27 protein-coding genes are annotated in these 26,017 nt (G+C 72.2%); 9 read left to right on the forward strand and 18 right to left on the reverse strand.

Going from position 1 to position 26,017, the window contains the following annotated elements; genetic code table 11:
- Window positions 1–240 precede the first annotated feature (240 nt).
- Window positions 241–1,782 (forward strand): S8 family peptidase, encoded by a 1,542-nt coding sequence (locus IE269_RS04580; RefSeq protein ID WP_189821441.1) that lies wholly within the window; start codon window positions 241–243, stop codon window positions 1,780–1,782.
- Window positions 1,783–1,837: 55 nt separating this feature from the next.
- Here the strand turns inward: IE269_RS04580 and IE269_RS04585 are convergent, their stop codons facing one another.
- The 9 genes from IE269_RS04585 to IE269_RS04625 all read right to left on the reverse strand — a co-directional run bounded on the left by IE269_RS04585 (window position 1,838) and on the right by IE269_RS04625 (window position 9,930).
- A complete protein-coding gene (locus IE269_RS04585) occupies window positions 1,838–2,881 on the reverse strand; it encodes a zinc-dependent alcohol dehydrogenase family protein (protein WP_189821442.1) in 1,044 nt (347 codons plus the stop codon).
- 19 nt (window positions 2,882–2,900) lie between these two features.
- A complete protein-coding gene (locus tag IE269_RS04590) occupies window positions 2,901–3,584 on the reverse strand; it encodes a lysoplasmalogenase (RefSeq protein ID WP_189821443.1) in 684 nt (227 codons plus the stop codon).
- A complete protein-coding gene (locus IE269_RS04595; RefSeq protein ID WP_189821444.1) occupies window positions 3,581–4,516 on the reverse strand; it encodes a sterol desaturase family protein in 936 nt (311 codons plus the stop codon). The genes IE269_RS04590 and IE269_RS04595 overlap by 4 nt, the downstream gene beginning before the upstream one ends.
- 84 nt (window positions 4,517–4,600) lie before the next feature.
- A complete protein-coding gene (locus IE269_RS04600; RefSeq protein WP_189821445.1) occupies window positions 4,601–4,861 on the reverse strand; it encodes a Clp protease N-terminal domain-containing protein in 261 nt (86 codons plus the stop codon).
- A gap of 71 nt (window positions 4,862–4,932) precedes the next feature.
- Window positions 4,933–5,646: a VIT1/CCC1 transporter family protein gene (locus IE269_RS04605; protein ID WP_189821446.1), complete on the reverse strand. Its 714-nt coding sequence runs from the start codon at window positions 5,644–5,646 to the stop codon at window positions 4,933–4,935.
- A gap of 25 nt (window positions 5,647–5,671) precedes the next feature.
- Window positions 5,672–6,895, reverse strand: coding sequence for an amidohydrolase family protein (locus IE269_RS04610; protein WP_189821447.1), 1,224 nt, complete (start codon window positions 6,893–6,895; stop codon window positions 5,672–5,674).
- On the reverse strand, window positions 6,895–8,175 hold the full coding sequence (locus tag IE269_RS04615; RefSeq protein WP_189821448.1) for an amidohydrolase family protein: 1,281 nt from the start codon (window positions 8,173–8,175) through the stop codon (window positions 6,895–6,897). Before IE269_RS04615 ends, IE269_RS04610 begins: the two co-directional genes overlap by 1 nt.
- A 73-nt stretch (window positions 8,176–8,248) precedes the next feature.
- Window positions 8,249–9,133, reverse strand: a complete 885-nt coding sequence (locus IE269_RS04620) for an SDR family oxidoreductase (protein ID WP_189821449.1) — start codon at window positions 9,131–9,133, stop codon at window positions 8,249–8,251.
- Window positions 9,133–9,930, reverse strand: a complete 798-nt coding sequence (locus tag IE269_RS04625) for an acetoacetate decarboxylase family protein (protein ID WP_189821450.1) — start codon at window positions 9,928–9,930, stop codon at window positions 9,133–9,135. Before IE269_RS04625 ends, IE269_RS04620 begins: the two co-directional genes overlap by 1 nt.
- 112 nt (window positions 9,931–10,042) lie before the next feature.
- Between IE269_RS04625 and IE269_RS04630 the strand changes: the two genes are divergently transcribed.
- The 7 genes from IE269_RS04630 to IE269_RS04660 all read left to right on the forward strand — a co-directional run bounded on the left by IE269_RS04630 (window position 10,043) and on the right by IE269_RS04660 (window position 18,493).
- On the forward strand, window positions 10,043–10,669 hold the full coding sequence (locus tag IE269_RS04630; RefSeq protein WP_189821451.1) for a TetR/AcrR family transcriptional regulator: 627 nt from the start codon (window positions 10,043–10,045) through the stop codon (window positions 10,667–10,669).
- A 191-nt stretch (window positions 10,670–10,860) separates the two neighbouring features.
- A complete protein-coding gene (locus IE269_RS04635) occupies window positions 10,861–13,515 on the forward strand; it encodes an MXAN_6230/SCO0854 family RING domain-containing protein (RefSeq protein ID WP_189821452.1) in 2,655 nt (884 codons plus the stop codon).
- 29 nt (window positions 13,516–13,544) lie between these two features.
- A complete protein-coding gene (locus tag IE269_RS04640) occupies window positions 13,545–14,546 on the forward strand; it encodes a DEDDh family exonuclease (RefSeq protein WP_189821453.1) in 1,002 nt (333 codons plus the stop codon).
- Window positions 14,547–14,600: 54 nt separating this feature from the next.
- Window positions 14,601–14,834, forward strand: a complete 234-nt coding sequence (locus tag IE269_RS04645) for a hypothetical protein (RefSeq protein WP_189821454.1) — start codon at window positions 14,601–14,603, stop codon at window positions 14,832–14,834.
- Between the two features lie 75 nt (window positions 14,835–14,909).
- Window positions 14,910–15,728: an SURF1 family cytochrome oxidase biogenesis protein gene (locus tag IE269_RS04650; RefSeq protein WP_189821455.1), complete on the forward strand. Its 819-nt coding sequence runs from the start codon at window positions 14,910–14,912 to the stop codon at window positions 15,726–15,728.
- Between the two features lie 139 nt (window positions 15,729–15,867).
- Entirely contained in the window at window positions 15,868–17,733 is a 1,866-nt protein-coding gene (locus IE269_RS04655; protein WP_189821456.1) for a glycoside hydrolase family 15 protein, read from the forward strand.
- 4 nt (window positions 17,734–17,737) lie between these two features.
- Window positions 17,738–18,493, forward strand: coding sequence for an SDR family oxidoreductase (locus IE269_RS04660; RefSeq protein ID WP_189821457.1), 756 nt, complete (start codon window positions 17,738–17,740; stop codon window positions 18,491–18,493).
- A 99-nt stretch (window positions 18,494–18,592) separates the two neighbouring features.
- On the opposite strand, the gene amaP is transcribed toward IE269_RS04660, so the two are convergent.
- From amaP to IE269_RS04685, 5 genes are all read right to left on the reverse strand, one after another.
- Window positions 18,593–19,165, reverse strand: a complete 573-nt coding sequence (gene amaP / locus IE269_RS04665; RefSeq protein WP_189821458.1) for an alkaline shock response membrane anchor protein AmaP — start codon at window positions 19,163–19,165, stop codon at window positions 18,593–18,595.
- A 7-nt stretch (window positions 19,166–19,172) separates the two neighbouring features.
- Window positions 19,173–19,763, reverse strand: a complete 591-nt coding sequence (locus IE269_RS04670; protein WP_189821459.1) for a DUF6286 domain-containing protein — start codon at window positions 19,761–19,763, stop codon at window positions 19,173–19,175.
- The gene (locus IE269_RS04675) at window positions 19,760–20,119 is read right to left on the reverse strand and encodes an alkaline shock response membrane anchor protein AmaP (protein ID WP_229897866.1); all 360 of its coding nucleotides are present in this window, start codon (window positions 20,117–20,119) and stop codon (window positions 19,760–19,762) included. The genes IE269_RS04670 and IE269_RS04675 overlap by 4 nt, the downstream gene beginning before the upstream one ends.
- Complete coding sequence (locus tag IE269_RS04680; protein ID WP_189821460.1) at window positions 20,116–20,337, reverse strand: hypothetical protein; 222 nt, start codon at window positions 20,335–20,337, stop codon at window positions 20,116–20,118. Before IE269_RS04680 ends, IE269_RS04675 begins: the two co-directional genes overlap by 4 nt.
- 106 nt (window positions 20,338–20,443) lie before the next feature.
- Window positions 20,444–20,935 (reverse strand): Asp23/Gls24 family envelope stress response protein, encoded by a 492-nt coding sequence (locus IE269_RS04685; protein ID WP_189821461.1) that lies wholly within the window; start codon window positions 20,933–20,935, stop codon window positions 20,444–20,446.
- A 100-nt stretch (window positions 20,936–21,035) separates the two neighbouring features.
- Here IE269_RS04685 and IE269_RS04690 point away from each other — a divergent pair, with 100 nt between their 5' ends.
- A complete protein-coding gene (locus IE269_RS04690) occupies window positions 21,036–21,818 on the forward strand; it encodes a nucleopolyhedrovirus P10 family protein (protein ID WP_189821462.1) in 783 nt (260 codons plus the stop codon).
- 29 nt (window positions 21,819–21,847) lie between these two features.
- On the opposite strand, the gene IE269_RS04695 is transcribed toward IE269_RS04690, so the two are convergent.
- The 4 genes from IE269_RS04695 to IE269_RS04710 form a co-directional block, all read right to left on the reverse strand.
- Window positions 21,848–22,639: an enoyl-CoA hydratase/isomerase family protein gene (locus IE269_RS04695; RefSeq protein WP_189821463.1), complete on the reverse strand. Its 792-nt coding sequence runs from the start codon at window positions 22,637–22,639 to the stop codon at window positions 21,848–21,850.
- 107 nt (window positions 22,640–22,746) lie between these two features.
- Complete coding sequence (locus IE269_RS04700) at window positions 22,747–22,965, reverse strand: helix-turn-helix domain-containing protein (RefSeq protein WP_185035675.1); 219 nt, start codon at window positions 22,963–22,965, stop codon at window positions 22,747–22,749.
- Between the two features lie 413 nt (window positions 22,966–23,378).
- Window positions 23,379–24,977: an ABC-F family ATP-binding cassette domain-containing protein gene (locus tag IE269_RS04705; RefSeq protein ID WP_189821464.1), complete on the reverse strand. Its 1,599-nt coding sequence runs from the start codon at window positions 24,975–24,977 to the stop codon at window positions 23,379–23,381.
- A 152-nt stretch (window positions 24,978–25,129) separates the two neighbouring features.
- The gene (locus tag IE269_RS04710; RefSeq protein WP_189821465.1) at window positions 25,130–25,960 is read right to left on the reverse strand and encodes a hypothetical protein; all 831 of its coding nucleotides are present in this window, start codon (window positions 25,958–25,960) and stop codon (window positions 25,130–25,132) included.
- Window positions 25,961–26,017: the final 57 nt, after the last annotated feature.

Consider the following 26,017-nt stretch of genomic DNA (forward strand, 5'->3'; position numbering starts at 1 on the left):
GATTCTCCTCGCGACGCGGTCGGAATGGAGGGGGTCAAGGGGACCTCATCTGGACGGGGGCGGACGGCTTGCCTCCCCCTGTCAACGGCACGGCCCGCGGGGCGTCTCGGTTCAACGGACGCGTTTTCTTTTCCGAACTCATTGATTGCACCCGTTGATCAGCGATAGCTTCGCTGGTCATGTACCCGTCCAACCGCATTTCTGCGGTGGGACGTTCGGCACGGATGATGTGGAGATCCCATGGCTCATCTGGGAAGCAGACGGTCTCGCGTACTGGCTCTGCCCGTCGGGCTGGCTCTGACCGCCTCTCTCGGAGTGCTCCCGCTGGCTACGGCCAACGCGGCGCCCCTGGAGGCCGCACCCGCGGCAGCCCCCGCGGCGGACGGCCCCAAGCTGTCGTACGTCGTCAACATCGAGGGCGGAAAGTCGACGGCCGCGTCGGTCAAGAAGGCGATAGCCAAGGCCGGCGGCACCGTCGTGATTTCGTACGACAAGATAGGCGTCATCGTCGTCACCTCCCAGAACCCCGAGTTCGGGAAGCAGATCCGCACGGTGCGCGGTGTCGAGTCGGCCGGTGCCACCCGCACCAAGCCGATCTCGGCCGCGAGCACCACGGACGTCGGCGGCACCAAGGTGCTGACCGAGGCCGAGGCCAAGCAGGCCGCGGCGCTGGCCAAGAAGGCCGACAGCGTGCAGGACCCGCTGGAGCCGCTGCTGTGGGGTCTGCCGGCGATCCGTGCCGACAAGGCCCACAAGAAGACCCTCGGCAGCAAGCGGGTCAACGTCACCGTCATCGACACGGGCGTCGACGACACCCACCCGGACCTGGCGCCGAACTTCGACACCCAGGGCTCCGCGAGCTGCGTCGGCGGCAAGGCGGACACCACGCCCGGCGTGTGGCGTCCGAACGCCGGCGAGTCGGACCACGGCACGCACGTGGCGGGCACCATCGCCGCCGCGAAGAACGGCGTCGGCGTCACCGGTGTCGCGCCGAACGTGCGTCTCTCCGGCATCAAGGTCGCCAACCCGGACGGCATGTTCTACACCGAGGCGATCGTCTGCGCCTTCGTGTACGCGGCCGACCACGGTGCGGACATCACGAACAACAGCTATTACACCGACCCGTGGATGTTCAACTGCAAGGACGACCCGGACCAGGGCGCCCTGGTCGAGGCCGTCGACCGGGCCCAGCGGTACGCCCGGAAGCAGGGCACCATCTCGGTCGCCTCGGCGGGCAACTCGAACTTCGACCTCGGCGGCAAGGAGATCCAGGACAACTCCAGCCCGAACGACACGACTCCGGGTCCGCGCACCATCGACCCGAAGAAGTGCCTCGACATCCCGATGCAGCTGGACGACGTGATCACGGTCTCCGCCACCGGCGCGAAGAACCTGAAGTCGTCGTACTCCAGCTACGGCAAGGGTGTCGTGGACGTGGCGGCCCCCGGCGGCGACTCCACCGCCTACCAGGAGCCGGAGGGTCCGGCGGTCAGCGGCGGCATCCTCTCGACGCTGCCCGGCGGCAAGTACGGCTACAAGAACGGCACCTCGATGGCGTCCCCGCACGTCTCGGGCGTTCTCGCGCTGCTGAAGTCGACGCACCCGAACGCCACTCCGAACCAGCTGGAGCGGATGCTGACGTCGCAGGCGGAGTCCACCGCGTGCGGTGACCCGTACGACATCAACAAGGACGGCAAGATCGACGCCGTCTGCCAGGGCGGGGTGAACGACAACGGCTTCTACGGGGCCGGGATCATCGACGCGCTGCGCGCCGTTCGCTAGGTGACAGGGTGAGGGGTGCGAGCCGTCGGTACGGCTCGCACCCCTCACGCATGTCCTACAGCCGCACCATCACCTTGAGAGCCGTGCGGGCGTCCATCGCCTTGTAGCCGTCGGGGACCTGGTCCAGGGGGACGGTCGCGTCGAAGACCGGGGACGGGTCGATCGTGCCGTTCAGTACGTCGGCCAGCAGCTCCGGGAGGTAGGCGCGGACCGGGGCCACTCCCCCGCGCAGGGCGATGTTGCGCCCGAACATCACGCCGAGGTCGAGTCCCGTGGCGCTGCCGTGCGGGACTCCCACGTAGCCGATCGCACCGCCGTCGCGGGCGATCGAGACAGCCGTGCGCATGGACTGCTCGGTGCCCACGGCCTCGATGACGCAGTGCGCGCCCTGGCCGCCGGTCATCTCCCGTACGGCGTCCACCGCCTCCTCGCCCCGTACGGCGACGACGTCCGTCGCGCCGAAGGTGCGGGCGATGTCGGTACGGGCCGTGTGCCGGCCCAGCGCGATGATCCGCTCGGCACCGAGCCGCCTGGCGGCCAGTACGCCGCACAGGCCGACCGCACCGTCCCCGACCACCGCGACACTCGCGCCGGGCCGCACACCGGCCCCCACCGCCGCGTGGTGGCCCGTTCCCATGACGTCGGAGAGCGCCAGCAGGGCCGTGAGCAGCCGTTCGTCGGAGGCGGCGTCGGCGGGCAGCTTGACCAGGGTGGCGTCGGCGAAGGGCACCCGGACCGCCTCGCCCTGGCCGCCGTCGGAGCCGACCGAGCCCCAGAAGCCGCCCTCGGGGCAGGACGTCATCAGGCCCTCCGCGCAGAAGTCGCAGGTGCCGTCGGACCACACGAAGGGCGCGACGACCAGGTCGCCCGCCTTGAAGGCGCGCACCTCGGTGCCCGCCTCCTCGACGACGCCCAGGAACTCGTGCCCGATGCGCTGCCCGGGCTTGCGGGCCGACTCGCCCCGGTAGGCCCACAGGTCGCTGCCGCAGATGCAGGCGCGCAGGACGCGGACCACCACGTCGGTGGAGTGCTGGAGAGCCGGATCGGGGACTTCTTCGACGCGGATGTCACGGGGAGCGTGGATGACGGTGGCGCGCATGGGGGGGCATCCTTGCTGGTCAGAGGGCAGTGCGCCTATCACCGTACGCCGGAACGGCCGAGCCTTCGCGCTGGGGCGAAGCCGTGCGCCCCGGGGCGCGCAGCACGCCCAGGGCCAGCAGGCACTGCGCCGCCGCGTAGGTGGCCATCACCCAGAAGTCGGGGGCGGGGAGCTGCGGCCACTGGGCCACTCCGGTGGCGATCAGGGTGTCGGACAGCAGGAACAGCGCGCCGCCGATGCCGGCGTACGGGCCCAGACCGCTCGACCGGAAGGCCATGACGGTGAGCAGCAGGCTGTATCCGGCGACCGGGATGCGCAGGTCGGCGGGGAGGTCGGCCCACAGGAGCGCCACCGTGCCGACGAGCGCGAGGGCGTACAGCGCGCCCAGCGGGCGGCGCATCGGTGCGCCCTTGAAGAGCAGCAGGTAGCAGATGTGGCCGAGGGCGAAGGAGCCCATGCCGAGCATGAAGGCGGGGTCCGCGTCGAAGAGCAGCGCGACGTCTCCGCCCCAGCCGAAGAGGAGCGCCGCCACCAGGAGGCGCGGGCCGCCTCGTACGGCGACGTAACCGGCGAGCAGCGGCATCAGCAGCGGTTTGGTGACGGCGTGCACCGTCCACACGTCCGCCAGCAGGCCGCCGAGGTCGACGGCGGTGGCGAGGAAGAACGCGGCGAGGAGGGCGCGGGCCGCCCGGTCGCGGCTCATGCGGCGGGCTCGGGCTGCTGGGCGGGGGTGGTCGCGGTGGCGGGGGTGTCACCGGTGCTGGTGCTGGCGCCCCTGTCACCCGTGCCGGTGCTCGCGGCGGTGTTCTTCGGCTGCCAGCCCGGGCCGCCGAAGACACGGCCCGCGCGCTCGCGCCAGGTGCTCGCCGCGCGCACGTCGCGGGCGATGGCCGCGTACTCGTGGGTGGCCACGCGCAGGGGGTTGTAGGTTTCGATGTTCTTCGTCAGACCGTAGACGGGGCGGTCCGTCTCGGACACGAAGGAGCGGAAGATCCGGTCCCAGATGATCAGGATGCCGCCGAAGTTGCGGTCGAGGTAGCCGCCCTGCGAGGCGTGGTGCACCCGGTGGTGCGAGGGCGTGTTGAGGACGTACTCGAAGGGGCGCGGCAGCTTGCCGACCCGCTCGGTGTGCACCCAGAACTGGTAGACGAGGTTCGAGGAGGAGCAGAAGGCCAGCGCAGCAGGGTGGACTCCGCACGCGATCAGCGGCAGGTAGAAGGGCCACACGGTGAGCGTCGTCCAGGGCTGGCGCAGCGCGGTGGTGAAGTTGAACTTCCGGCTGGAGTGGTGGACGACGTGACAGGCCCACAGGATGCGCACGACGTGGTGGCCGCGGTGCGACCAGTAGTAGAAGAAGTCCTGCGCGAGCAGCATCAGCGGAATCGTCCACCACAGCACGGGGATGCGGGCGGGCGTCAGCTCGTACACCGCCGTGTAGATGGCGACGATCGGGATCTTCCACAGGAAGTCGAAGCCGATGCTGCCGAGCCCCATGGTGATGCTCGTGGCGGCGTCCTTGGTCTCGTACCCCTCGGCCTCGTCGTCGGGGTGCAGACGGTAGCTGACGATTTCGAGCACGGTGAGCAGGACGAAGGCCGGGATGGACCACAGCACGACATCGGGCAGGTTCGGCATTCCCGCACGATAGGACGGCGGACCGGGGCTCGACTAGGGGTTGTTACCGACAAGTATGTAAGAAGTTTCGTCAGGAGTCGGGAGTCAGGAGTGCGGGCGGTCCGTGTGCCGGTTCTCGTGGTACGTCGGTGACGTGACCAGCGTCAGCAGCCGCTTGTCGATCTCGACGGGGTCGACGAGTTCGGCCAGGACCTGCGTGGGTACGGCGTCGGGGTCGCGCAGGAGCGCCATCAAGAGGTGCTCGGCACCGGTGTGCCGGTGCCCGAGCCCCACGGCGATCCGCCCGGCCTCCGCGACGAGGGCGTCGAACCGGGGCGTGGAAGGGGGAGTTCGCTCTTCTCGCATACGTGCCATGGTGGCCGACCCGCGCCCGGGGCGGAACCGTGCGAACAGGCCCGATGCGGGCGCGCGGAGGCCTATGCGCCGGTGGCTCCCAGCAGGGTGCCGACCAGATAGGTCACTCCCATCGCGACGGCACCTCCGGCCATCGTCCGCACCACGGCCGGTCCGGGCGGCGCCGCACCCAGCCGGGCACTGCCCCAGCCGGTGCAGGCCAGCGCCACCAGTACGGAGACCACCGTGACCGGAAGTCGCCAGGACTGGGGCGGCAGGATGATCGCCAGCAGCGGCAGCAGGGCGCCGACGGTGAAGGCGATGAAGCTGGCCCAGGCGGCGTGCCAGGGGTTGGCGAGCTGGTCGGGGTCGATGTTGAGTTCCATGCTGGTGTGCGCGCGCAGGGCGTCGCGCTCGGTGAGCTGCTGGGCGGACTCCCGGGCGACCTCGGGCGACAGGCCCCGGCTCTCCAGGATCTGCGCGAGTTCGGCGAGTTCCTCCTCCGGCTGCTCGCGCAGCTCCTTCTTCTCCAGGTCGACGGCCGCCTTCTCCGAGTCGCGCTGCGTCGACACCGAGACGTACTCGCCCGCCGCCATGGACAGGGAGCCCGCGAGGAGTCCGGCGAGCCCTGCCGTCAGGAGCGTGGAGCGGGAGTCGGTGGCGCCCGCGACGCCGACGACGAGGCCGGCCGTGGAGACGATGCCGTCGTTCGCGCCGAGGACCCCGGCCCGCAGCCAGTTCAGCCGCGAGCCGAGGTCTTGGTGGTGCGGTTCGTAGGTGCCCGTTTCGTCTGTCATGTCGCGGAGGATGCCACCCTGGTCCTCACCAGACGCGTACCGACCCGCCCGGCGCGAAGGCGGGGCTGGTGGCGTCGGCGGGCACCTTCTCCAACGGCTGGGCGATCTCCTCCACGGTGGGTCCCACCTTGGCGGCGATCGCGTCGAGCAGCTCCAGGTCGAAGCCGTACACCCGGGCGGCGTTCCCGCCGACCATGGCGGCGACCTCCTCGCGCGGCAGCCCGGCGTAGGCGATGCGCAGGCCCTCGCGGGAGTAGGGGGCGGTGCCCTCGTCGTGCGGGTAGTCACTGCCCCACATGATCTTGTCGAGGCCGATCTTCTCGCGCAGCGGCACCTCGTGGGGGCGCATGAAGCTGGCCCCGACGAAGCAGTTGTCGCGCCACACCTCGCTGGGGCTGTTGCCCATCGAGGCAGCGAGCCCGGCGCCGAACTTGGACTCCGCGGTGGCCGCCTTCGTCGCCGCCGCGACGAGCCGCGAGTGGTAGTAGTCCAGCATCTCGACGACGCCGGGGATCCACCCCGAACCCTGCTCGGTGAGCACCAGCCTGAGGTCCGGGTGGCGTTTGAAGGCCCCGCCGAAGATCAGGTGCCAGAGCGCCCGGTGCGAGAACCACGTCGTCTCGACCATGAACACCGCGCGCGCGGCCGGCTCCTCGCCGAGCGGCGGCGACGCCGATCCGCCGTGGTGGTTGACCGGCACGCCCAGTTCCGCGCAGACGGCCCAGATCGGGTCGTACGTCGCCGAGTACAGCTCCGGGATGCCCGAGCCCGGCGGGGCGCCCGGGAGGAGCACACCGCCGGTCAGGCCCGCCTCGTGGGTGCGGCGGATCTCCCGTACCGCCTCGTCCACGTCGTTGAGGAGGATCTGCGCGACGCCGGCCCGGCGCCCGGGGGCGTCCGCGCAGAAGTCGGCGAGCCACCGGTTGTGGGCGCGCAGTCCGGCCCACCGCTGCTCGTACTCCTCCTTGGTGGGCGCGGGGGCCATCAGGGAGGCGGTGGGGAAGAACGGCGGGATGGTGTTGGGGAAGACGACCTCGGCGACGATGCCGTCGGCCTCCAGCTCGGCGAGGCGGCGGGCGGAGTTCCAGTTGCGGTCGGCGGTGTCGGCGAGAAGGTCCTCGTAGGGATTGGTGTAGGTGGCCGCCCAGGCGTCGAAGTCGGCGTGGTGCTTCTTCTCCAGGTACGGCCGGTAGTCGAGGAGGTCGGCGCCGGCGTGGCAGTCGGCGGAGATGACGGTGTACCGGTCCATCACAGGACCCCGATCTGCGGGAAGTCGTGGTCGGTGAGCCAGTGGCGGCCCACTTCGCGGGACTTGGCCCAGGACTGTTCCACGGCGGCCTGGTCCTGGGGCTGGCCCAGTTCGTCGGGGGTGGGGCCGATGCGGCGGGCGAGCGGTGCCAGCTTCTCGGTGTCGAAGCCGAAGACGTCGGCGGCCGCGAGGCCGAGGATGCGGCGGGTCTCGGTGACGGGGATGTCGTGGAAGGTGTTCTTCAGCCACTCGCGGGTCTTGGGCCAGGTGCCCTCGGGGTGCGGGAAGTCGCTGCCCCAGAGGATGTTGTCGACGCCGATCTCGTACCGCTGTGCCAGCTCGCGCCTCTTTGTGTTGGTGGCGCAGACGAACACCTGGCGGTCGAGGTATTCGCTCGGGGGCCGCTTCAGCTCCTCGAACGGGGAGAGCTTCTTGCCGCCGTGCGCGCCGAGGTAGAGGCGGTCCATGAACCAGAGCTGGTTCGGCAGCCACCAGCAGCCGGACTCGGCGATGCCGAACTTCAGGCCGGGGTGGCGTTCGAAGGCGCCCGACCAGAGCAGGAACCACAGGGGGCGGGCGGGCCACCAGGTGACCTCGCTGACGTAGATGCCCAGGTGGTCGCCGTACTCGTGGCGGGGCGCGGCACCGGAGTGGGTGACGACCGGCATGCCGGTCTCGGCGGCGGCCGCCCACACCGGGTCGTAACGCCGGTCGTGGTAGGGGGCCTTGTCGACCCACATCGAGGGGATCATCAGCGCGCCGAGCCCGGACTCCTTGGCACGGTGCACCTCGGCGACGACCTTGTCGACCTCGCCGGTGATCGGCAGCAGGGCGACACCGCAGTGGCGTTCGGGGTTCTCGGCGACGAACTCCGCCAGCCAGCGGTTGTGCGCCTGCGCGCCCGCCATCCCCAGTGCGGGGTCCTGGTCGCCGGAGAGACCGAGGCCCACGCCGAAGGGGGCGGCGGTCTGGCTGTCGACGGCGTCGGCGTCCGGGAAGACGACCTCGGCGGCCACGCCGTCGCCGTCCAGCTCCTTGAGGCGCTGGGCGGAGTCCCAACCGCCGCGCAGGCCCTCCTCGTTGTCCTGGAACCACTTGGCGGCGAAGGCCTCGTTGCGCACGCCGAGGCGGGTCATCTCCTCGCGGCGGGCGTCGCGCTGGCCGAGGAAGTCGTCGAAGGCGCGGTGGAAGGCGCTGTCCAGGTAGGGCCGGTACTGCTCGGTGGGCAGTCCGGCGTGACAGTCGGAGGAAATGATCAGGTAGGGGTCTCGTTCGGTCACGTTCGATCACGCTCCTGGAGGCGGAACCGGTCGGAAGCAGTCACAGCCGGGTCAGCCAGTCGAGTCAGTCGAGTCAGTCGAGGATGAACTTTTCGAGGTACGAAGGATTGGCACGGTCCAGCATCGACTGCGACCGCGCCCGGATCTGCCGGTCGCTGTGCTCGCTCGCCGGGAGCATCCAGAACCGGTCCGCCCTGATCCCGTCCACGACCACGCCCGCGACCTCCTCCACCGGCGTGAACTCGATCTCGTGCCCGGCCTCCTTCATCGCCGCCTCCCACTGGTCGAGGCTGCGGTAGGGCGACTTGCGCGGGCGCTCCTTGGCGTACCGCTGGGGACGGTTGCGGTGCGACTCCCACAACCCGGTGCGCAGCATGTGCGGTCCCGGGAACAGCACGGAGGCGCCCACCTGTGCCTGTTCCGCCTTCAGGTGCGCGTACAGCGACTCCGTCATCGTCACCACGGCCGCCTTGGTGACGGCGTACACGGAAGCCGTCGGCAGGGGTGCGATGCCGCCGTCGCCGGAGGAGGTGTTCACCACGTGCCCGGGCTCGCCGCCCGCGAGCATGCGCGGCACGAAGGCCTGGACGCCGTGGAAGACGCCCCAGACGTTGACGGAGAACGCCCATTTCCAGTCGTTGGGCTCGTGCTCCCACATGCGGCCCTCGGCGCCGGAACCGACGCCGGCGTTGTTGCACAGGACGTGCACCGCGCCGAAGGCGTCGTACGCGGCGTCCGCCAACTCCCGTACGGAATCGCGCTCACTGACGTCGACGACGCGCGCCAGCACCTGCGCACCGCCCTCGCGCAACTCCGTGGCGGCCTTGTCGAGGGCTCCCTCCTCGACGTCCGCGAGGACGACCTTGAGCCCCTCGTCGGCGAACCGCCGGGCCATCGCGAGTCCGATGCCGCTCGCGGCACCCGTGACGACGGCGACCTGTCCCTGACGCAGCTCCATCAGGCGCTCCCCTCCGGCGGGCCGTCGAGGATCTGCTGCGGGTCGTCGTAGCGCTGGTGGATGTACGGCAGCAGGGCCTGCGCGCTCACCCGGTCCACGACCTTCCCGCTCTGGTCGCTGGTCTTCTCGCCGAGGGTGATCTCGACCAGGCGGCGCACGGGGAGGTCGGCGACGGGGTCGTACATCGACTCGCGCAGCACGACGTCGCCGGTGATCTGCTCCAGCTTGCGGACCTTCTCGTGCCGGGTGCACTGTACGAGCACCGGGTCGGCGTCGAAGCCGCGGCCGTCGACGGCGGGGAGGAACTTGAAGTAGAAGTCCACCTTCTCCACCGGCTCCGGCAGCGGCAGCGGCCCGGAGACCGCGCCGCGCACCTCCACGAAGGCGATGCCGTGCCGGGCGAGGGCGGCGCGGACGGTGAGACCGTCGCGCTCGACGGTGACCTCGCCGAGCTTCTTGGGCTCGCCGAAGACCTCGCGGCCGCCGATCAGGGCGCGCTCGTGGGTCATCGGCATGACCAGGGGGTACCAGCCCTCGCGCCCGTTGTACTCGGCGGCGACGGCCACCGAGCCCGCGCCCAGCGGGTAGCCGGGCAGGTCGACCTTGCTGATGTTGGCGCGCACCAGAGGCCGTCCGGTGGGCTTCAGGGGTGGCGGCAGGACGGCCGCCACGGCGTCGGGGTCGCTCTCCCAGACGGCCACCACACCGGTGGACCAGATGTCGGGGAGCTTCGAGCTCTTCGTGCGCGCCGCCTCGATCTCCGCCTCGGTGCGCGGTCCGTACCGTACGCGTGCCATTGCCGTACCACCCTTCGTCGGTCGTGCCGTTCGCGGGTCGGTTCTGCTGTAACACAGTTACAGGAGGAGCGATGAAGGGTAAAGAGACGTGCACCGAAGGAAGTTGGGGGACATGCCGAGAGTGCAGCTCACCCGCGAGGACGTGCTGGACGCCGCCACGCGGCTGGTCGTGCAGCACGGCCCGCAGGACCTGACCATGCGCAAACTGGCCGCCGAGCTGGGGACGGCGGTGACGTCGATCTACTGGCACGTGGGCAACCGGGAGTCGCTCCTGGACGCCCTCGTGGAGCGGACGGTGCAGGAGATGGGCGCGCTGGTGCCGCGCGGCCGCACACCCGTCGACCGGGTCGTGTCGGTGGCCCGCGCCCTGCGCCGCGAGCTGCGCGCCCGGCCGCACCTGATCGCGATGGTGCACGAACGCGGGCTGACGGAGCGGATGTTCCTGCCCGCGCAGCAGGCGCTGGTGCACGAGGTGCACGCGGCGGGGCTGCGGGGGGCGCGGGCGGCGGGGGTGGTGCGGGCGGTGCAGTTCCAGGTGGTGGGGCACGTCCTGGTGGAACGCAACCGGGAGCGCTCCCCTGTGCAGTCCCCCGCCGAGGCCGATCTGTGGTCGCCCGACCTCGCCGAGCACGACCCGGCCCTCGCGAGGGCCTTGGCCCGCCCGGCGGACCCGGAGCGGGTGTTCGTGGTGTCGGTGCGGGCGCTGGTGGGGGCGCTGCTGGGGGCGGCGGCCGGCTGAGGGCCCGGAAGCCGGTGGAAAAACCGGTTGATGGCTCCCGGAGGTCTCTCTACGATCGGCGGCGCGGGGGCGGCTCCGCGCGCGCTTCCTTCTCACTCACCCTGATCCCGTAGCGCGCCCACTCTCCGCCCCCGTCACAAGACGTCGCCGCGCCGGTGCGCGCGCCCGTGTCCCCTTCGCGGAAGGCCCCCTTGCCCTCACCCCAGTCCGTGCTGCTCCGCCGCACCCAGACCGTGCACCTCGACTCCGCCCCGGCCCCCGCGGCCGACCCGCGCACCGCGCCCCGGCTGGTCGTCCTGGAGGCGGAACTCCTCGACCGGGGCTATGCGTTGACCGCGCCCCTGCACGCCGCGTTCGCCGCCCTGGACCATCTGGACCTGGCCCGCGAGGGCCGCCCGCTGCTGTCCGCCGTCGACGAGCTGCTGGGCTCGCACCGCCCGCACACCCCGCTCTACCAGCGCTTCCCGCTGACCGTCCCGAAGGACTCCGGGCAGCTCTACGTGGACCGGGTGTTCGCCCTGCTCCTCCAGTCCCCCGGCCAGCGCTGCGTCCTGTGCGGGGCCTCCTCGACGGTGCATCCGGTGTCGCCGTGCGCCCACCTGGTCTGCCGCACCTGCTGGGACGGCTCGGACTACTCCGCCTGCCCGATCTGCCACCGCCGTCTCGACCCGGCCGACCCGTTCCTGACCCCTGTCGCACCGGCGCCGCGCACGACCTCCCGTCGTGCCGCCTTCGCCGGGGAGCTGCGGCTGCTCTCCCTCGGCACCGACCTCGCTGCCGCGTCGGCCGTCGAGGCCCGGCGGCTGATGGGCCGCCAGACCCCGCTCTCGGGGCAGGAGTACGCGGATCTGGCCGCCCTTCTCCCGGTCCTGCCCGCCGGCCTCTCCGCGCTGCCCGAGGACATTCCCGTACGGGAGACCAAGGCCCTCGTCCTGGGCACCCTGCTGCGCGAGCCGCGCACCGCCGACGCCGTACGGGCGCAGTTGCGCGAACGGCTCACCACCGCCACCGACGTGCTGCGCCTGCTGTGCGTGCACTCCGGAGGCAACGCCGCCGTGCTCAAGCCCCCGCGCTTCCGCAGCCTGCCGCGCGCCCTGCGCCGCGAACTCCTCGCCGTGCTCGACGGCCTGCACCTGGGCTCCCTCATCGAGGACCTGTCCCGCCACCCCGGCCCCTGGAAGCGCGCCGCCGAGCGCCTGCACCCGTACGAGCAGTACGCACGCCACCCGAAGGCCGCCCTCGCCTTCGCGGTCCTGCGCGAGAGCGACGCGTACGCCTTCCCCGCACTGCGCGACCTCGCCGCGCAGCACCCGCAGTGGGTGACGGTCGAGGACGGGCGGATCCGGGCCGTCACCTGGAACGGCCAGGTCGAGGTCGCCCTCGCCGCCCGCGAACTCCCGCACGCCACCCGGCTGTTGCGTCAGCGTCCGGGCGAGCTGCTGCGCCGTCTCGATCACGTACTGCGGCTGTACGAGGCCGAGGGCGCGACCGGAGACCCGGCCCCGCTCACCGAGGCCCTCACCCACGCGCTCCCCCGCGCCGGGGTCGGCGCACTCCTGTCCGCGTACGGCGCGCTGCGCATACGCCACCGGTCCGGCCCCGGCGCACGGCGCGTCTTCTTCCCGCGCGGCGAGGTCACCCGCGCCTTCGCGATCCCGGAGGACCGGGCTCCGCTGCCCGGCGCGCTCACCGCGCGGGTGTGCGGCCTGCTGGAGGCCGAAGTGCTGCGCCGGCTCGCCGCCCGGGAGCCGTACGAGCACGTCCTGTTCGACGAGGCGCTGGAGGACCTCAACGTGCCGTTCGCCGAGCACGCGTCCGCCGCCTCGCTGGTGGCCGTGCCCCGGGGCAGCCGCCAGCCGCTGCCGCCGGGCGAGGTGCTGCGCCTGTTCCTGCACTGGACGCAGCCCGCCGACACCCGGGTGGACCTCGACCTGTCGGTGGCGTTCTACCGCAGCGACCTGACGTTCGCGGGCCTGTGCGACTACACCGCGCTGCGCCACCTCGGGGGTGCGGCCGTGCACTCCGGGGACCTGACGTCGGCGCCCGCGCCCGCCGGGGCGACCGAGTACGTCGACCTGGAGCTGCCGCTGCTCGCGCACGCGGGCATCGCCTACGCCCTGCCCGTCGTCTTCTCCTTCAACAACATCCCCTTCGAGAAGCTGCCCGACGCCTTCGCGGGCTTCATGGAGATCGACGGCGGCCGTCCCCGCGACTCCTCCTACGACCCGCGCACCGTCCGCCAGCGCTTCGACCTCGCGGGCGACTCCCAGGTCTGCGTCCCCATGGTGGTCGACCTGCACCGCCGCGAAGCCCTGTGGACGGACCTCCATCTGCCGCCCGCGGCGGGCTTCCAGAGCATCGCCTCGCACACCGCCGACCTCGGCAGGATCACCCGCGACCTCCTCTCCTACTTCGCCTCGGGCAGCCGTACGACCCTGGGCGATCTCGCCCGCTGGCACGCGGCGGCCCGCGCACCGGAGGCGACCGTGGTGCGCCGGGAGGGGGCGCTGTGGACGTACCGGCGCGGGAGCGGGGAGAGCGCCGCCGCCTTCGCCGCCCGCCTGGCCGCGCTCGAAGTGCCGCAGGAGTACGGCACGTCGGCGGACCTGGAGCGGCTGCTCGCCGGGAAGCGGGTGCTGGTGGCCCGGGTGCACGGGGAGCCCGTGCCGGAGAAGGCGAGCGGCACCGCCTACCGGCTCTTCCCCGGACCCGTCGACGGGCACGAGGACGTGACGCGGGTCACGGCCGGGGACCTCGTCGCGGAACTCGGGCCTCAGCAGCCGGAGGTGGCGTCCGGCGGGGTCGCGGGTACGGCGGCGGAACCCCGCTCCGTACTGGGCGAATAGGGGACTGTCAGTGGCGGCCCGTATTCTCTGTGACCATGCTCGATGACCAGACCACAGCGGCAGCAACCTGGCCGACCGCCTACCCGAAGGGGTACGCGGTCGTCGACGTGGAGACCACCGGTCTCTCCCGCGACGACCGGATAATCTCCGCCGCCGTCTACCGCCTCGACGCGCACGGCGACGTGGTCGACCACTGGTACACCCTGGTCAACCCCGAGCGGGATCCCGGTCCGACGTGGATCCACGGGCTGACCACCGAGGTCCTGGAGAGCGCGCCGCTCTTCCCGGAGATCGCGGGCGAGCTGTCCGAGCGGCTCGACGGGCGGGTCCTCGTCGCGCACAACGCGATGTTCGACTGGTCGATGCTGGCACGGGAGTACGCACGCGCCGGGCACACCGCCCCGGTGCGCCAGCGGCTGTGCACGATCGCGCTCGCCAAGGAGCTGGCGCTGCCGCTGCCCAACCACAAGCTGGCCACGCTGGCCGCCCACTTCGGCGTCGTCCAGCAGCGCGCGCACCATGCCCTGGACGACGCACGCGTGCTCGCGGAGGCGTTCCGGCCGAGCCTGCACGCGGCGGCGCAGGGCAACGTACGACTGCCGCTGCTCGAGTGCCGTCCGCTGACCGAGTGGTCGGACGCGCCCGCCGCGCCCCGGATCGGCTACCAGTCCTCGTACGGCGGCAGCGGCGGCGGCGGACAGGGCAGTTGGCGGCCCTCGAAGAAGCGGCCCGCCTGCCCGTACCCGAACCCGGGGCGCTACGAGGCGGACAAGCCGCTGATGCAGGGGATGCGGGTGGCGTTCTCCGGCGACACCTCGGTCGACCGCGACCTCCTGGAGGACCGTACGGTCGAGGCGGGGCTGCACGTGGCGACGAGCGTGTCGCGGCTCACGAGCCTGCTGGTCACCAACGACCCCGACTCGGCGACGTCCAAGACGCTCAAGGCGAAGTCCTTCGGCACCCCGGTCGTCGACGAGGCCGCGTACACGCACCTGCTGCGGGACGTGGCTCCGGCGCGCGCGGACGGGTGACGGACGGGCGTGCCCTGCACGCCCACCGCTGCCCCGCACCGCACCCTGTGCCTCATGGCACGATGCGAGGTTTGCGGAAACGACTACGGCATGTCCTTCGAAGTGCACGCACAGGGTGCGGTGCACGTCTTCGACTGCTTCTCCTGCGCCATCCACCGGATGGCCCCGATCTGCGAGCACTGCCGGTGCCGCATCATCGGCCAGGGCGTCGAGGTCGAGGGCCACTGGTACTGCGGTGCGCACTGCTCCCGGGCGGAGGGGAAGGTGGGCATCGTCGACAAGGTGTAGGCGCCGAAGCCTTCCGTCCCCCGGCTCGGGCAACCCGCCCACCGGGGGACTTCTCCCGCCAGGTACCGTCAAAGCGTGTACCGCTTCCTGTTGTCCCGGCAGTGGGTGATCCTCACCCTCCTGGCGCTCGTCCTCATGCCCGTGATGGTCGAGCTCGGCTTCTGGCAGTTCCATCGCCACGAGCACAAGGTCGCGCAGAACCAGCTGATCTCCGGGAACCTCAAGGCGAAGCCGAAGCCCGTCGGCGAGCTGACCTCCCCCGGGCACACGGTCCCCACCAAGGACTTCTGGCGCACGGCGACCGCCACCGGCACCTTCGACACCGCGCACGAGGTCGTCGTACGCCGTCGCACCTCCACCGACGACCAGGTCGGCTTCCACGTCCTGACGCCGATGAACCTCAAGGGCGGCGGCACGGTCCTGGTCAACCGGGGCTGGGTGCCCTTCGCCACCGACCAGCAGGCGTTCCCGCACATTCCGGCCCCGCCCAGGGGCGAGGTCACGGTCACCGGCCGGCTCAAGGCCGACGAGACGACGTCCGGCAGCGGCATCAAGGACCTCGAAGGCCTCCCGCCCCGGCACGTCATGCTGATCAACAGCGAGCAGCAGTCCAAGCTGCTGGGCCGCCCGGTGCTCGGCGGCTATCTGGAGCTGACCGCTCCGGTTCCGCCCGGCGGCAGCCCCGAGGTGATCGCCGCTCCCGACTCCGACTCGATCGGCCCGCACATGGCGTACGCCGTGCAGTGGTGGCTGTTCGTGGCGGCGGTGCCGGTCGGCTGGGTCATCCTCGTACGACGCGAGAAGCGCGAGCGGGACGCGGCGGCGGCGGCCGGGGCGGCGCAGGACGCCGAGGAGGCGGCCGAGGCGGAGAAGTCCGCGACGGCCTCCGCCTGACACCGGGGCTGGTGCTCGCAGTTGCCACCAGCGCCGGTGCGCGCAGTTGTCACCAGCGCCGGTGCGCGCCCTGTGGCCAGTGTGAACAGGTGACCGACCTGACGGATTGGCGCCGTCTTCCGCCGGGAACACGCCCTGCGTGACCCAACGCATCGAGGACTACGCGCTCATCGGGGACCTCCAGACCGCGGCCCTGGTCGGCCGCGACGGTTCCCTCGACTGGCTCTGCCTGCCCCGCTTCGACTCCGCCGCGTGTTTCGCGGCGCTGCTCGGCGATCAGGAGAACGGGCACTGGCGGCTGGCCCCTGAGGGTGCGCGCACCTGTGCCTCGCGGTCGTACATGGGCGACTCGCTGGTCCTTCAGACCCTGTGGGAGACCCGCTCCGGCAGCGTCAAGGTCACCGACTTCATGCCGCAGCGCGACCAGGCCCCCGATGTCGTACGCATCGTGGAGGGCCTGTCCGGCGAGGTCACCGTGCACTCCACGCTGCGGCTGCGCTTCGACTACGGGCACATCGTGCCGTGGGTGCGGCGCACCGACGGGCACCGGGTGGCGGTCGCGGGCCCCGACGCGATCTGGCTGCGGGACGTGTCGCGCCCGGCGGACGGCACGGAGGGCGAGGGGCCTCGGGTGAAGACCTGGGGGCAGCAGTACAGCACCCGCTCCTCCTTCTCCGTGAAGCCCGGCGAGCAGGTCGCGTTCGTGATGACCTGGCATCCCTCGCACGAGTCGAGGCCCAAGCTGATCGATCCGTACGAGTCCCTGGCGCAGAGCCTTCAGGACTGGGAGGAGTGGGCGGCGAAGTGCACCTACGACGGCCCGCACCGGGACGCCGTCCTGCGCTCCCTCATCACCCTCAAGGCCCTCACCTACGCGCCGACCGGCGGCATCGTCGCCGCGCCCACGACCTCGCTGCCGGAGGAGCTCGGCGGCGTACGCAACTGGGACTACCGCTACTGCTGGCTGCGCGACTCCACCCTGACGCTGGGCGCGCTGCTGTCCGCCGGATACCTGGACGAGGCCGCGCAGTGGCGGGACTGGCTGCTGCGGGCGGTCGCCGGGGACCCCGCGGACCTGAAGATCATGTACGGCATCTCGGGCGAGCGCCGACTGCCGGAACTGGAGCTTCCGTGGCTGCGCGGGTACGAGAACTCCGCGCCGGTACGGATCGGCAACGACGCCGCCGAGCAGTTGCAACTGGACGTGTACGGCGAGGTCATCGACTCGTTGTACGTCGCCCAAGAGGCCGGGCTCGCGCCCAAGCCGCACGCCTGGAAGCTCCAGCTCAGCCTGCTGGGGTTCCTGGAGACGATGTGGCGCGAGCCCGACGACGGGCTGTGGGAGGTGCGCGGGCAGCGCCGCCACTTCGTGCACTCCAAGGTCATGGCGTGGGTGGCCGCCGACCGGGCGGTACGGACCCTGGAGGCGGACCCTTCACTTCCGGGGGACGCGGCGCGCTGGCGGACGATGCGCGACGAGGTGCACCGGGAGGTCTGCGAGAAGGGGTACGACCCCGAGCGCAACACCTTCACCCAGTCCTACGGATCGGCGGAGCTCGACGCCGCGACGCTGCTCATCCCCCAGGTGGGCTTCCTGCCGCCGGACGACCCCCGGGTGGTGGGGACGGTGGAGGCCGTACGCGCCGAACTCGCCCGGGACGGCGGCTTCGTCCGCCGCTACAGCACCGACGAGGGCGACACGGCGGGGAGCAACCGGGTCGACGGGCTGCCGGGCGGCGAGGGCGTGTTCCTGGTCTGCTCGTTCTGGCTGGCGGACGCGCTGCTGCTGACCGGGCGGGTCAAGGAGGCGCGGGAGCTGTTCGAGCGGCTGCTCGGGCTGTGCAACGACGTCGGGCTGCTGGCCGAGGAGTACGACCCGGCGGCCGGGCGGCAGCTCGGCAACTTCCCGCAGGCGTTCAGCCACATCGGGCTGGTCGGCACGGCGCAGGCCCTGGCCAGGGAAGAGGCCCAGGAGGAGGCGCGGGCCGAGGAAGGTGCAGGATAGGGCCATGGATCTTGGACTGAAGGACCGGGTGTACGTCGTCACGGGTGCGAGCCGGGGGCTCGGCTTCGCGGCGGCGAAGGAACTGGTGGCCGACGGGGCGAAGGTCGTCCTCACGGCCCGCGACGAGAAGGCCCTGGCGGACGCCGCCGGCGAACTCGGCCCGAACGCGGTGGCGTTCGCGGCGGACAACGCGGACCCCGCGACGGCGGAGCGGCTGATCGCACAGGCGCGGGCGCGCTTCGGCGGGTTCGACGGGATTCTGATCAGCGTGGGCGGTCCGGCTGCGGGCGGCACCGCCGACAACACCGACGAGCAGTGGCGGGACGCCTTCGAGTCGGTGTTCCTCGGGGCGGTCCGGCTGGCCCGGACGGCCGCGGCGGAGCTGGGCGAGGGCGGTGTCATCGGCCTCGTGCTGTCGGCGTCCGTGCACGAGCCGATTCCGGGGCTCACCATCTCCAACGGCCTGCGGCCGGGGCTGGCCGGGTTCGCGAAGACCCTCGCCGGGGAGGTCGGGCCGCGGGGCATCCGGGTGATCGGGCTGCTTCCGGCGCGGATCGACACGGACCGGGTGCGGTACCTGGACTCACTGGCCTCCGACCCCGATGCGGTACGGGAGGCGCACTCGGCCCGCATTCCGCTGCGGAGGTACGGGACGCCGGAGGAGTTCGGGCGGACGACGGCGTTCATGCTGTCGCCGGCGGCGTCGTACCTGACCGGGATCATGCTTCCGGTGGACGGGGGGTCCCGGCTGGGGTTCTGAGGGGGTCCCGTGCGGGGCGTGGAGGGGTTTCGGTCCCGTGCGGGTGCGTCGTGGCTGGTCGCGCAGTTCCCCGCGCCCCTGATGGCATGCCTTCCGGGCCTACCGCACCCGGTGGGTTCGGCCGTGGGCACGGAGGCGGACCAGGGCCGGCAGGCGCGGGGTGCCGATGGAGGTGCCCGCCCGCGTCAGGGCGGACTCCGTGACCTCCGTCAGCACCCCCGACGGGGTCGACGACGGAGTCAGGGTGAGGGTGATGCGGGCACGGGGTGCATCCTGACGGCCCATCAGGGAGACCGTCGCCCGGTCCACGCCGGGGACCGACTCGACCTCCTCGCCGAGGACCCGTTCGAGGGCCCGGCCGCGGAGGAGGACGGAGGACTCCGGGTCGCCCACCCGGACCGTACCCAGCCGTTTGCCCCGGAGCTGGACCAGCAGCCACCACAGCCCCAGCACCGCCACCACCGCCAGGCTCGCGACCACCGCCGGCCACCACCAGCCCTCGTCCCGCCACCTGGTCCGCTCCGCCGCGCTCAGCAGCACGTCGTCCCGGCCCGAGAAGAGCCACCAGGAGGGGACGGAGGCCCCGAGGCCCGCCGCCAGCGCCGTGCCGCCGAGGGCGATGAGGGCCAGGCCGGTCAGGCCCAGCAGCACCCTGTTCACCGGGTTGCGCATGCCTGGCTCACCCCCGTTCCACCTTCACCGCGACGGACGGTTCGCGGACGAGGCCCAGGTCCGTCACACCAGCCCGCATCGCCTCGCCCAAGTCCTCGCGTACGTCCTCCAGTTCGCGGAAGTGCGAGACCGCGCGCACGGTCACCCGCCCCCGGCCCACCCGCACCCGCGCCGCCTGCACCCCCGGCACCTCCATCGCCCGCTCGCGCAGCACCAGCGCCGCCGCACCCCGGTGGAGCCCTGCCCGCACCTGACCGTCGCCCCGCATGGGCAGCAGCGCGCGCAGCCCCGGCGTCACCGCCAGCACCACCAGCCACAGGCCCAGCGCCACCGCCAGACCCGCGCCGACCTGCACCCACACCTCGCCCAGCGGGCGCTCGGCGAGGGCGGCGGCGAGTTCGCGCCGCCAGCGCATCCCGGGGCGTCCGGAACGTACCGCGATGACGTCGTAGAGGAGGAGGCCCGCGCCTGCCAGCAGGACCGTCGCCGCCAGCGCCGCCGGGACGCGTCGCGCGGACCAGAAGCGGGCGCGGTCCGCCGGGGCACGCCGTACGGCCGGTTCGCGTTCGGCCTCCAGCGTGGGTACGTGCTCGCTCACCGCATCCTCCCGCTCTCCGGGGCCACCCGGTGCAGCCGCTCGACCAGCACGGTCACCTCGGACACCGTCATGCCCGCCAACTCGCCTACCCTGCTTGCCACTTGACGACGCACCGAGGCGCACTGGGCACCGATGTCCGAGGGGTACGTCAGCTCCATGCCGATCCGCACCCGGGCCGACCCGTCCCGTACGTCGACGGTGGCGTGCGGCTCCCTGCCTTCTTCCGGCGGCTCCGCGAGCGCCTCCCGCGCGGCCCGTGCGGCGATCTTCGCGACGACCCGGTCGGCGATCCGGGTCGCACCGCGCTCGGCGGCGGGAATCGCTCCGGCCACCGGGGCGGCCGCCGTCCGCGTCACCGCGGCCGGGGCCTGGTCCGCGGGCGGTCGTCGTGGTCGCGGCCCCGGTCGCGCGGGCGCAGGAAGTCGCCCGGGTCCAGGTCGCCGTCGAGGTAGCGGCCCACCATGAGGCCGATCAGCCCCAGCGCCGCGACCACCACGAACGCGCCGAACCCGCCGAAGTACCCGGCGAAGCCGAGTGCGATGCCGACCGCCAGGCCGACCAGGGACCAACTCATCGGACCGTCCTCACTGCCGTGTACGGAACTGCCACGTGCGGGATCGCCCCGCAAAGGATCGCTGCGTACGGAGGGGTCTCCCCCGGTGTCGTGCCACCGCGCGCGTTCACTGGAGCCGCTGTTCCGGCTCGTCCTCTTCCTCGTCGGGGAGCTTCACATCGCCGACCGCGATGTTGACCTCGACCACTTCGAGGCCCGTCATCCGCTCGACCGCCGCGATCACGTTCTCCCGCACCGCCTTGGCCACGTCCGCGATGGAGACGCCGTACTCGACCACGATGTCCAGGTCGAGGGCTGTCTGCACCTCGCCGACCTCGGCCTTCACACCCCGGCTGACCGACTTCGCACTGCCGCCTGGCACCCGGTCGCGGACCGCGCCGAAGGTGCGGGAGAAGCCGCCGCCCATCGCGTGCACGCCCACCACGTCGCGGGCCGCGAGTCCGGCGATCTTCTCGACGACGCCGTCGGCGATCGTGGTGCGGCCCCGGGTCGCCGGGTCACCGCCGCCGCGCTGGGGGGTGTTGGCCCTGGAGGCACTGGAGGGGAGTTCCTTTTCCAGTCCGCCTGGCCTGATGCTGCGCTCTTCGGTGTCAGCCATCGCCGTTCGTCCCTTTCCGGGGGGTACGCGCTCCTGGACTCCGTTGCCACACTAAGTCCGCCTGCCCGATGTCGCGCCTGCGATGCGGCAGGCTGGACCCATGACAGACCCCGTGGCAGACCCCGTGGAAGTCACAGCACCCGCAGCGTCCGGAGGCGGTTGGGCGCAGGCCGTGCGCAGGCGCCTGGGCGTGGGGCGGCTGCTCCCGCTCGGCCCGCCCGAGGACGGTTCCTGGCTCACGGAACGCGCGGCCGACACCGTCCTGCGCCGTGCCGCCGAAGGGGTCGGGGGCGTGGCGCTCGGAACCCTCCGGGTGGGGCTCGCCGCCCCGGACGCCCCGCCGCCCGCACCGGCGGTGCCGCCGCCTCCGGGGGCGCTGCCGCAGGGGCCGCTGCGGGTGGAGGCCGAGTTCGAGGCCTCGGCGGCGCAGCCGATCCCGGACACCGCCCGGCGGCTGCGCAGCGCCCTGACGGATGCGGCGCGTCAACGTCTGGGCCTGGCGGTGACGGACGTGGACCTGCGGGTGACCGGGCTGCTCGGGGAGGCGGGGCGGGGCAGCGCGCCGGACGCGCCCGGCAACGTGACGGACGTACGCGAAGAAAAGGCTGCCCCGGCTGCTCCACCCGGGCTACCGGGCTCCCCCGAGGCTTCCGCCGCACACGCCGCCACCGCCGTGCCCGGGGTGCTGCGCCTGACCGAGGTGCTCGGTGCGCCGGTGCACCACGACGACGCGGCGCCCCCCGCGGGCCACGTCCGGGTGGAGGTGGCCGTGAGCGGGGAGCGCCGCGCGCTGGACGTCGCCCGGGAGGTCCGCGCCGCCGTGGCGGACGCGGTGCCGGGGCAGCCCTCGGTGACCGTGCTGGTCACCGAGGTCCATGCCTAGGTCAGGACTAGTACAGCGCTAGTACAGGGCTAGTCGGAGAGCCCCGCCAGGTCCCGCAGGCGGCGGGCCTGCGCCGCGCGCTCCGCGGTGCGCTGGTCCTCGTACGAACGCCCCGAAGCACCCTGGAGCAGCGCCTTGGTCTCCACCGTGGCGTCCCGGGGCGCGGCCAGCAGCGCGGCGGTCAAGTCCCGTACCGCGCCGTCGAGTTCGTCGTTCGGCACGACGAGGTTGGCGAGGCCCGTGCGCTCGGCCTCCGCCGCGTGCACGAAGCGGCCCGTGGCGCAGATTTCGAGCGCGCGGGCGTACCCGACGAGGCCCACCAGGGGGTGGGTCCCGGTCAGGTCGGGCACCAGGCCGAGACTGGTCTCGCGCATGGCGAACTGCACGTCCTCGGCGGCGACCCGCAGGTCGCAGGCGAGGGCGAGCTGGAACCCGGCACCGATCGCATGGCCCTGGACCGCGGCGATGCTGATGATGTCGGGACGGCGCCACCAGGTGAAAGCCTCCTGGTAGCGCGCGATCTCCGCGTCGAGGTCCGCGTCGGAACCCCGCGCGAGGTCGAGGAAGGACGGCTCACCGTCGAAGCCCTCCGGGGCGAACGCCTGCCGGTCGAGGCCGGCGGAGAAGGATTTGCCCTCTCCGCGCAGCACGACCACCCGGACGGTCCCGGGCAACGCCCTCCCGGCCTCCGTCAACGCCCGCCACAGAGCGGGAGATTGGGCGTTGCGCTTGGCCGGGTTGGCCAGGGTCACCGTGGCTACGGCGTCCTCGACGGTGAGTTGCACGCCGTCTTTGTCGAGTACGAGGTCGTGAGAAGCCATGGGGTGCCTCCGGGGTCGGTACGGTGCCGTCACCTGTTAAGTGACTGCACAGTAACCACCCGGAGAACCCGGCCGACCACCGGCCCCGTACGAGCGGGCTACGACGGTCAGGCCGTGGCCTTCTTGCCGCGTGTCGCTCCGCCGCGTCCCCGCAGCGTCACTCCGGACTCACTCAGCATCCGGTGCACGAATCCGTAGGAGCGGCCGGTCTCTTCGGCCAACGCCCGGATGCTCGCACCGGAGTCGTACTTCTTCTTCAGGTCTGCCGCGAGCTTGTCGCGCGCGGCGCCGGTAACCCGGCTGCCCTTCTTCAGAGTCTCGGCCACCCGTGCCTCCTCAAGGAAGTGCGCTCTGGACTTCTCATGATCACCCCTCCCCGCGTTCCTGGCCACCCATTCGGCAAGGTCCGTACAACAAGGTTCGCCGTGGAGGAAGTGACGACCGGCGGCGGAATACGGAATTCCGCGTGTCGTTCGCCATACCGGAATCCGGTGACTCTCGGGAATGTCCAGGTCAGCGCCGCAAAACGATCAGTGGCACGACGAAGGCCCGCCCCGGTGCGGGGCGGGCCTTCGGTTGCCAGGGGGCGCGCCGGGGTACGAGAGGCACTCACTCAGATGAAGGATCACGCGTAGGCCGAATGATCCAGCCGGAGTGGATCAGACCGGGCCCGCTGCCAGGGCCTTTGACGCCGGACTATGCCAGTGCCACGTCTGTCTCCCGGCCGGCCCCGTGCAGGTCAGGCCAGTGCCACGAGGTCCGCGTAGTCGGGGCCCCACAGGTCCTCGACGCCGTCGGGGAGCAGGATGATCCGCTCCGGCTCCAGCGCGTGGACGGCGCCCTCGTCGTGGGTGACGAGGATGACCGCGCCCTTGTAGGTGCGCAGCGCGCCGAGGATCTCCTCGCGGCTGGCGGGGTCGAGGTTGTTGGTGGGCTCGTCGAGGAGCAGGACGTTGGCGGAGGAGACCACCAGGGTCGCCAGCGCCAGACGGGTCTTCTCGCCGCCGGAGAGGACCCCGGCCGGCTTGTCGACGTCGTCGCCGGAGAAGAGGAAGGAGCCGAGGGTCTTGCGCACCTCGACCAGGTCCAGGTCGGGGGCGGAGGAGCGCATGTTCTCCAGGACCGTGCGGTCCGGGTCGAGCGTCTCGTGCTCCTGGGCGTAGTAGCCCATCTTCAGGCCGTGGCCCTCGATGACCTGTCCGGTGTCGGGCTTCTCGGCGCCCGCGAGCAGGCGCAGCAGGGTCGTCTTGCCCGCGCCGTTGAGGCCGAGGATGACGACGCGGGAGCCCTTGTCGACGGCCAGGTCGACGTCGGTGAAGATCTCCAGCGAGCCGTACGACTTGGACAGGCCCTCCGCCATCAGCGGGGTCTTGCCGCAGGGCGCGGGCTCGGGGAAGCGCAGCTTGGCGACCTTGTCGGAGACGCGGACGGCCTCCAGGCCGGAGAGCAGGCGCTCGGCGCGCTTGGCCATGTTCTGCGCGGCGACGGTCTTGGTGGCCTTGGCGCGCATCTTGTCGGCCTGCGAGTTGAGGGCCGCGGCCTTCTTCTCGGCGTTCTGGCGCTCGCGCTTGCGGCGCTTCTCGTCGGCCTCGCGCTGCTGCTGGTAGAGCTTCCAGCCCATGTTGTAGACGTCGATCTGGGCGCGGTTGGCGTCCAGGTAGAAAACCTTGTTGACGACCGTCTCGACCAGCTCGACGTCGTGGGAGATCACGATGAAGCCGCCGCGGTAGGTCTTCAGGTAGTCGCGCAGCCAGACGATGGAGTCCGCGTCGAGGTGGTTCGTGGGCTCGTCGAGGAGCAGGGTGTCGGCGTCCGAGAAGAGGATGCGGGCCAGCTCCACGCGACGGCGCTGACCGCCGGAGAGGGTGTGCAGCGGCTGGCCGAGCACACGGTCGGGCAGGCCCAGCGCGGCGGCGATGGTGGCGGCCTCGGCCTCGGCGGCGTACCCGCCCTTGGTGAGGAACTCCGTCTCCAGGCGCTCGTACTTCTTCATCGCCTTTTCGCGGGTGGCGCCCTGCCCGGTGGACATCTTCTGCTCGTTCTCGCGCATCTTGCGCAGTACGGAGTCCAGCTCGCGGGCGGAGAGGATGCGGTCCTTGGCCAGGACGTCCAGGTCGCCGGTGCGGGGGTCCTGCGGGAGGTAGCCGACCTCGCCGGAGCGGGTGATGGTGCCGCCGGCCGGGTTGCCCTCACCTGCGAGGCACTTGGTGAGGGTGGTCTTGCCCGCGCCGTTGCGGCCGACGAGGCCGATGCGGTCGCCCTTGGCGATGCGGAAGGACGCGTTCTCGATGAGGATGCGGGCGCCGGCGCGCAGCTCGATGCCGGAGGCGGTGATCACGGAAAAACTCCTGTGCGGGGTGTGACGGCGGAAGGTCGGACGGGCGGGCTCTTTACTTCGACGCCGCTAATGCGCAAGGAGAGGTGCCATACGGCCCAGTCTAACGGGCGTTCGCAAGCTCTTTTCGGGGGCTCGTTCGGGGCTCACGGGGGTCAATCGCGCGGGCCCGGGGCGGATTCCCTGCGGCCCCCGGGGTCGGGTGTGCCGCGGTCCTGGTCGTGGGCGGTGCGGCCGTTGCCGAGGGGGTTGCGGCCTGGAGCCATGCGACCCAGCGCGTCGACGGGCACGATCTGCTCGGTCCAGGCCGCCGCCCCTCCACAGGGCTGCGCCACGAGCAGGACGTGCCCCCGGCGGGCGGTGCGGGCGGGGACGAACCGGCAGCCGGGCTTGGCGGGGAGCACCCAGCGCAGGTCGCCGTCGACGGTGCGGTACGCCGCGATGTGGTGCGGGGTGAGCACCGCCAGCATCTCGGCGGCCGGGTCCAGCGGCTGGAGGACTCCGGCGGGGCGGCCGTCGAAGGCGGGGATGGCCCGGTGCCAGCGGACGGCGTGCCCGTCGCCGCGCACGGTGTCGGTGACCAGTCCGTCGCTCCACAGGGCGAAGAGGTGGCCGGGCACCGCGTGCACGGTCAGGGGGGTGTGACCCGTGCGGGTGTACGTCCAGCGGGTGCGTCCGGAGTGCGTGTCGTACGCCTGGATCTGGGCGCCCCGGATGCGTACGGCCGGGTCGGGGGCGGGCCGGGGCCCTTCCGGTGCGACGAGGCGGTCGCCGTAGGGGGCGGGGCGGGTCTGGTGGGCGGCGGTGAGCAGGGGCACGGCCAGGAGGGCGGCGAGGACGGGCAGCAGCAGCCGGGCGGGGCGGGTGCGCAGGGCGGCGGCCAGACGGGCGAGGCGGCGGCGGGTGCGCAGGCGGGCGATCCGCAGCAGCGGGATGGGGGCGGGACTCGCGGGGCGGCGGTCGGGGCTCTGTCCGGGGTCGGTCATGGGTGGCGGGTTCCCCCTTGTGCGGCGGTGCCCCGGGGGTGGGCCCGGCTTGGCTCA

The organism is Streptomyces spiroverticillatus (assembly GCA_014650415.1).
In the GTDB taxonomy this organism is placed as follows: domain Bacteria; phylum Actinomycetota; class Actinomycetes; order Streptomycetales; family Streptomycetaceae; genus Streptomyces; species Streptomyces spiroverticillatus.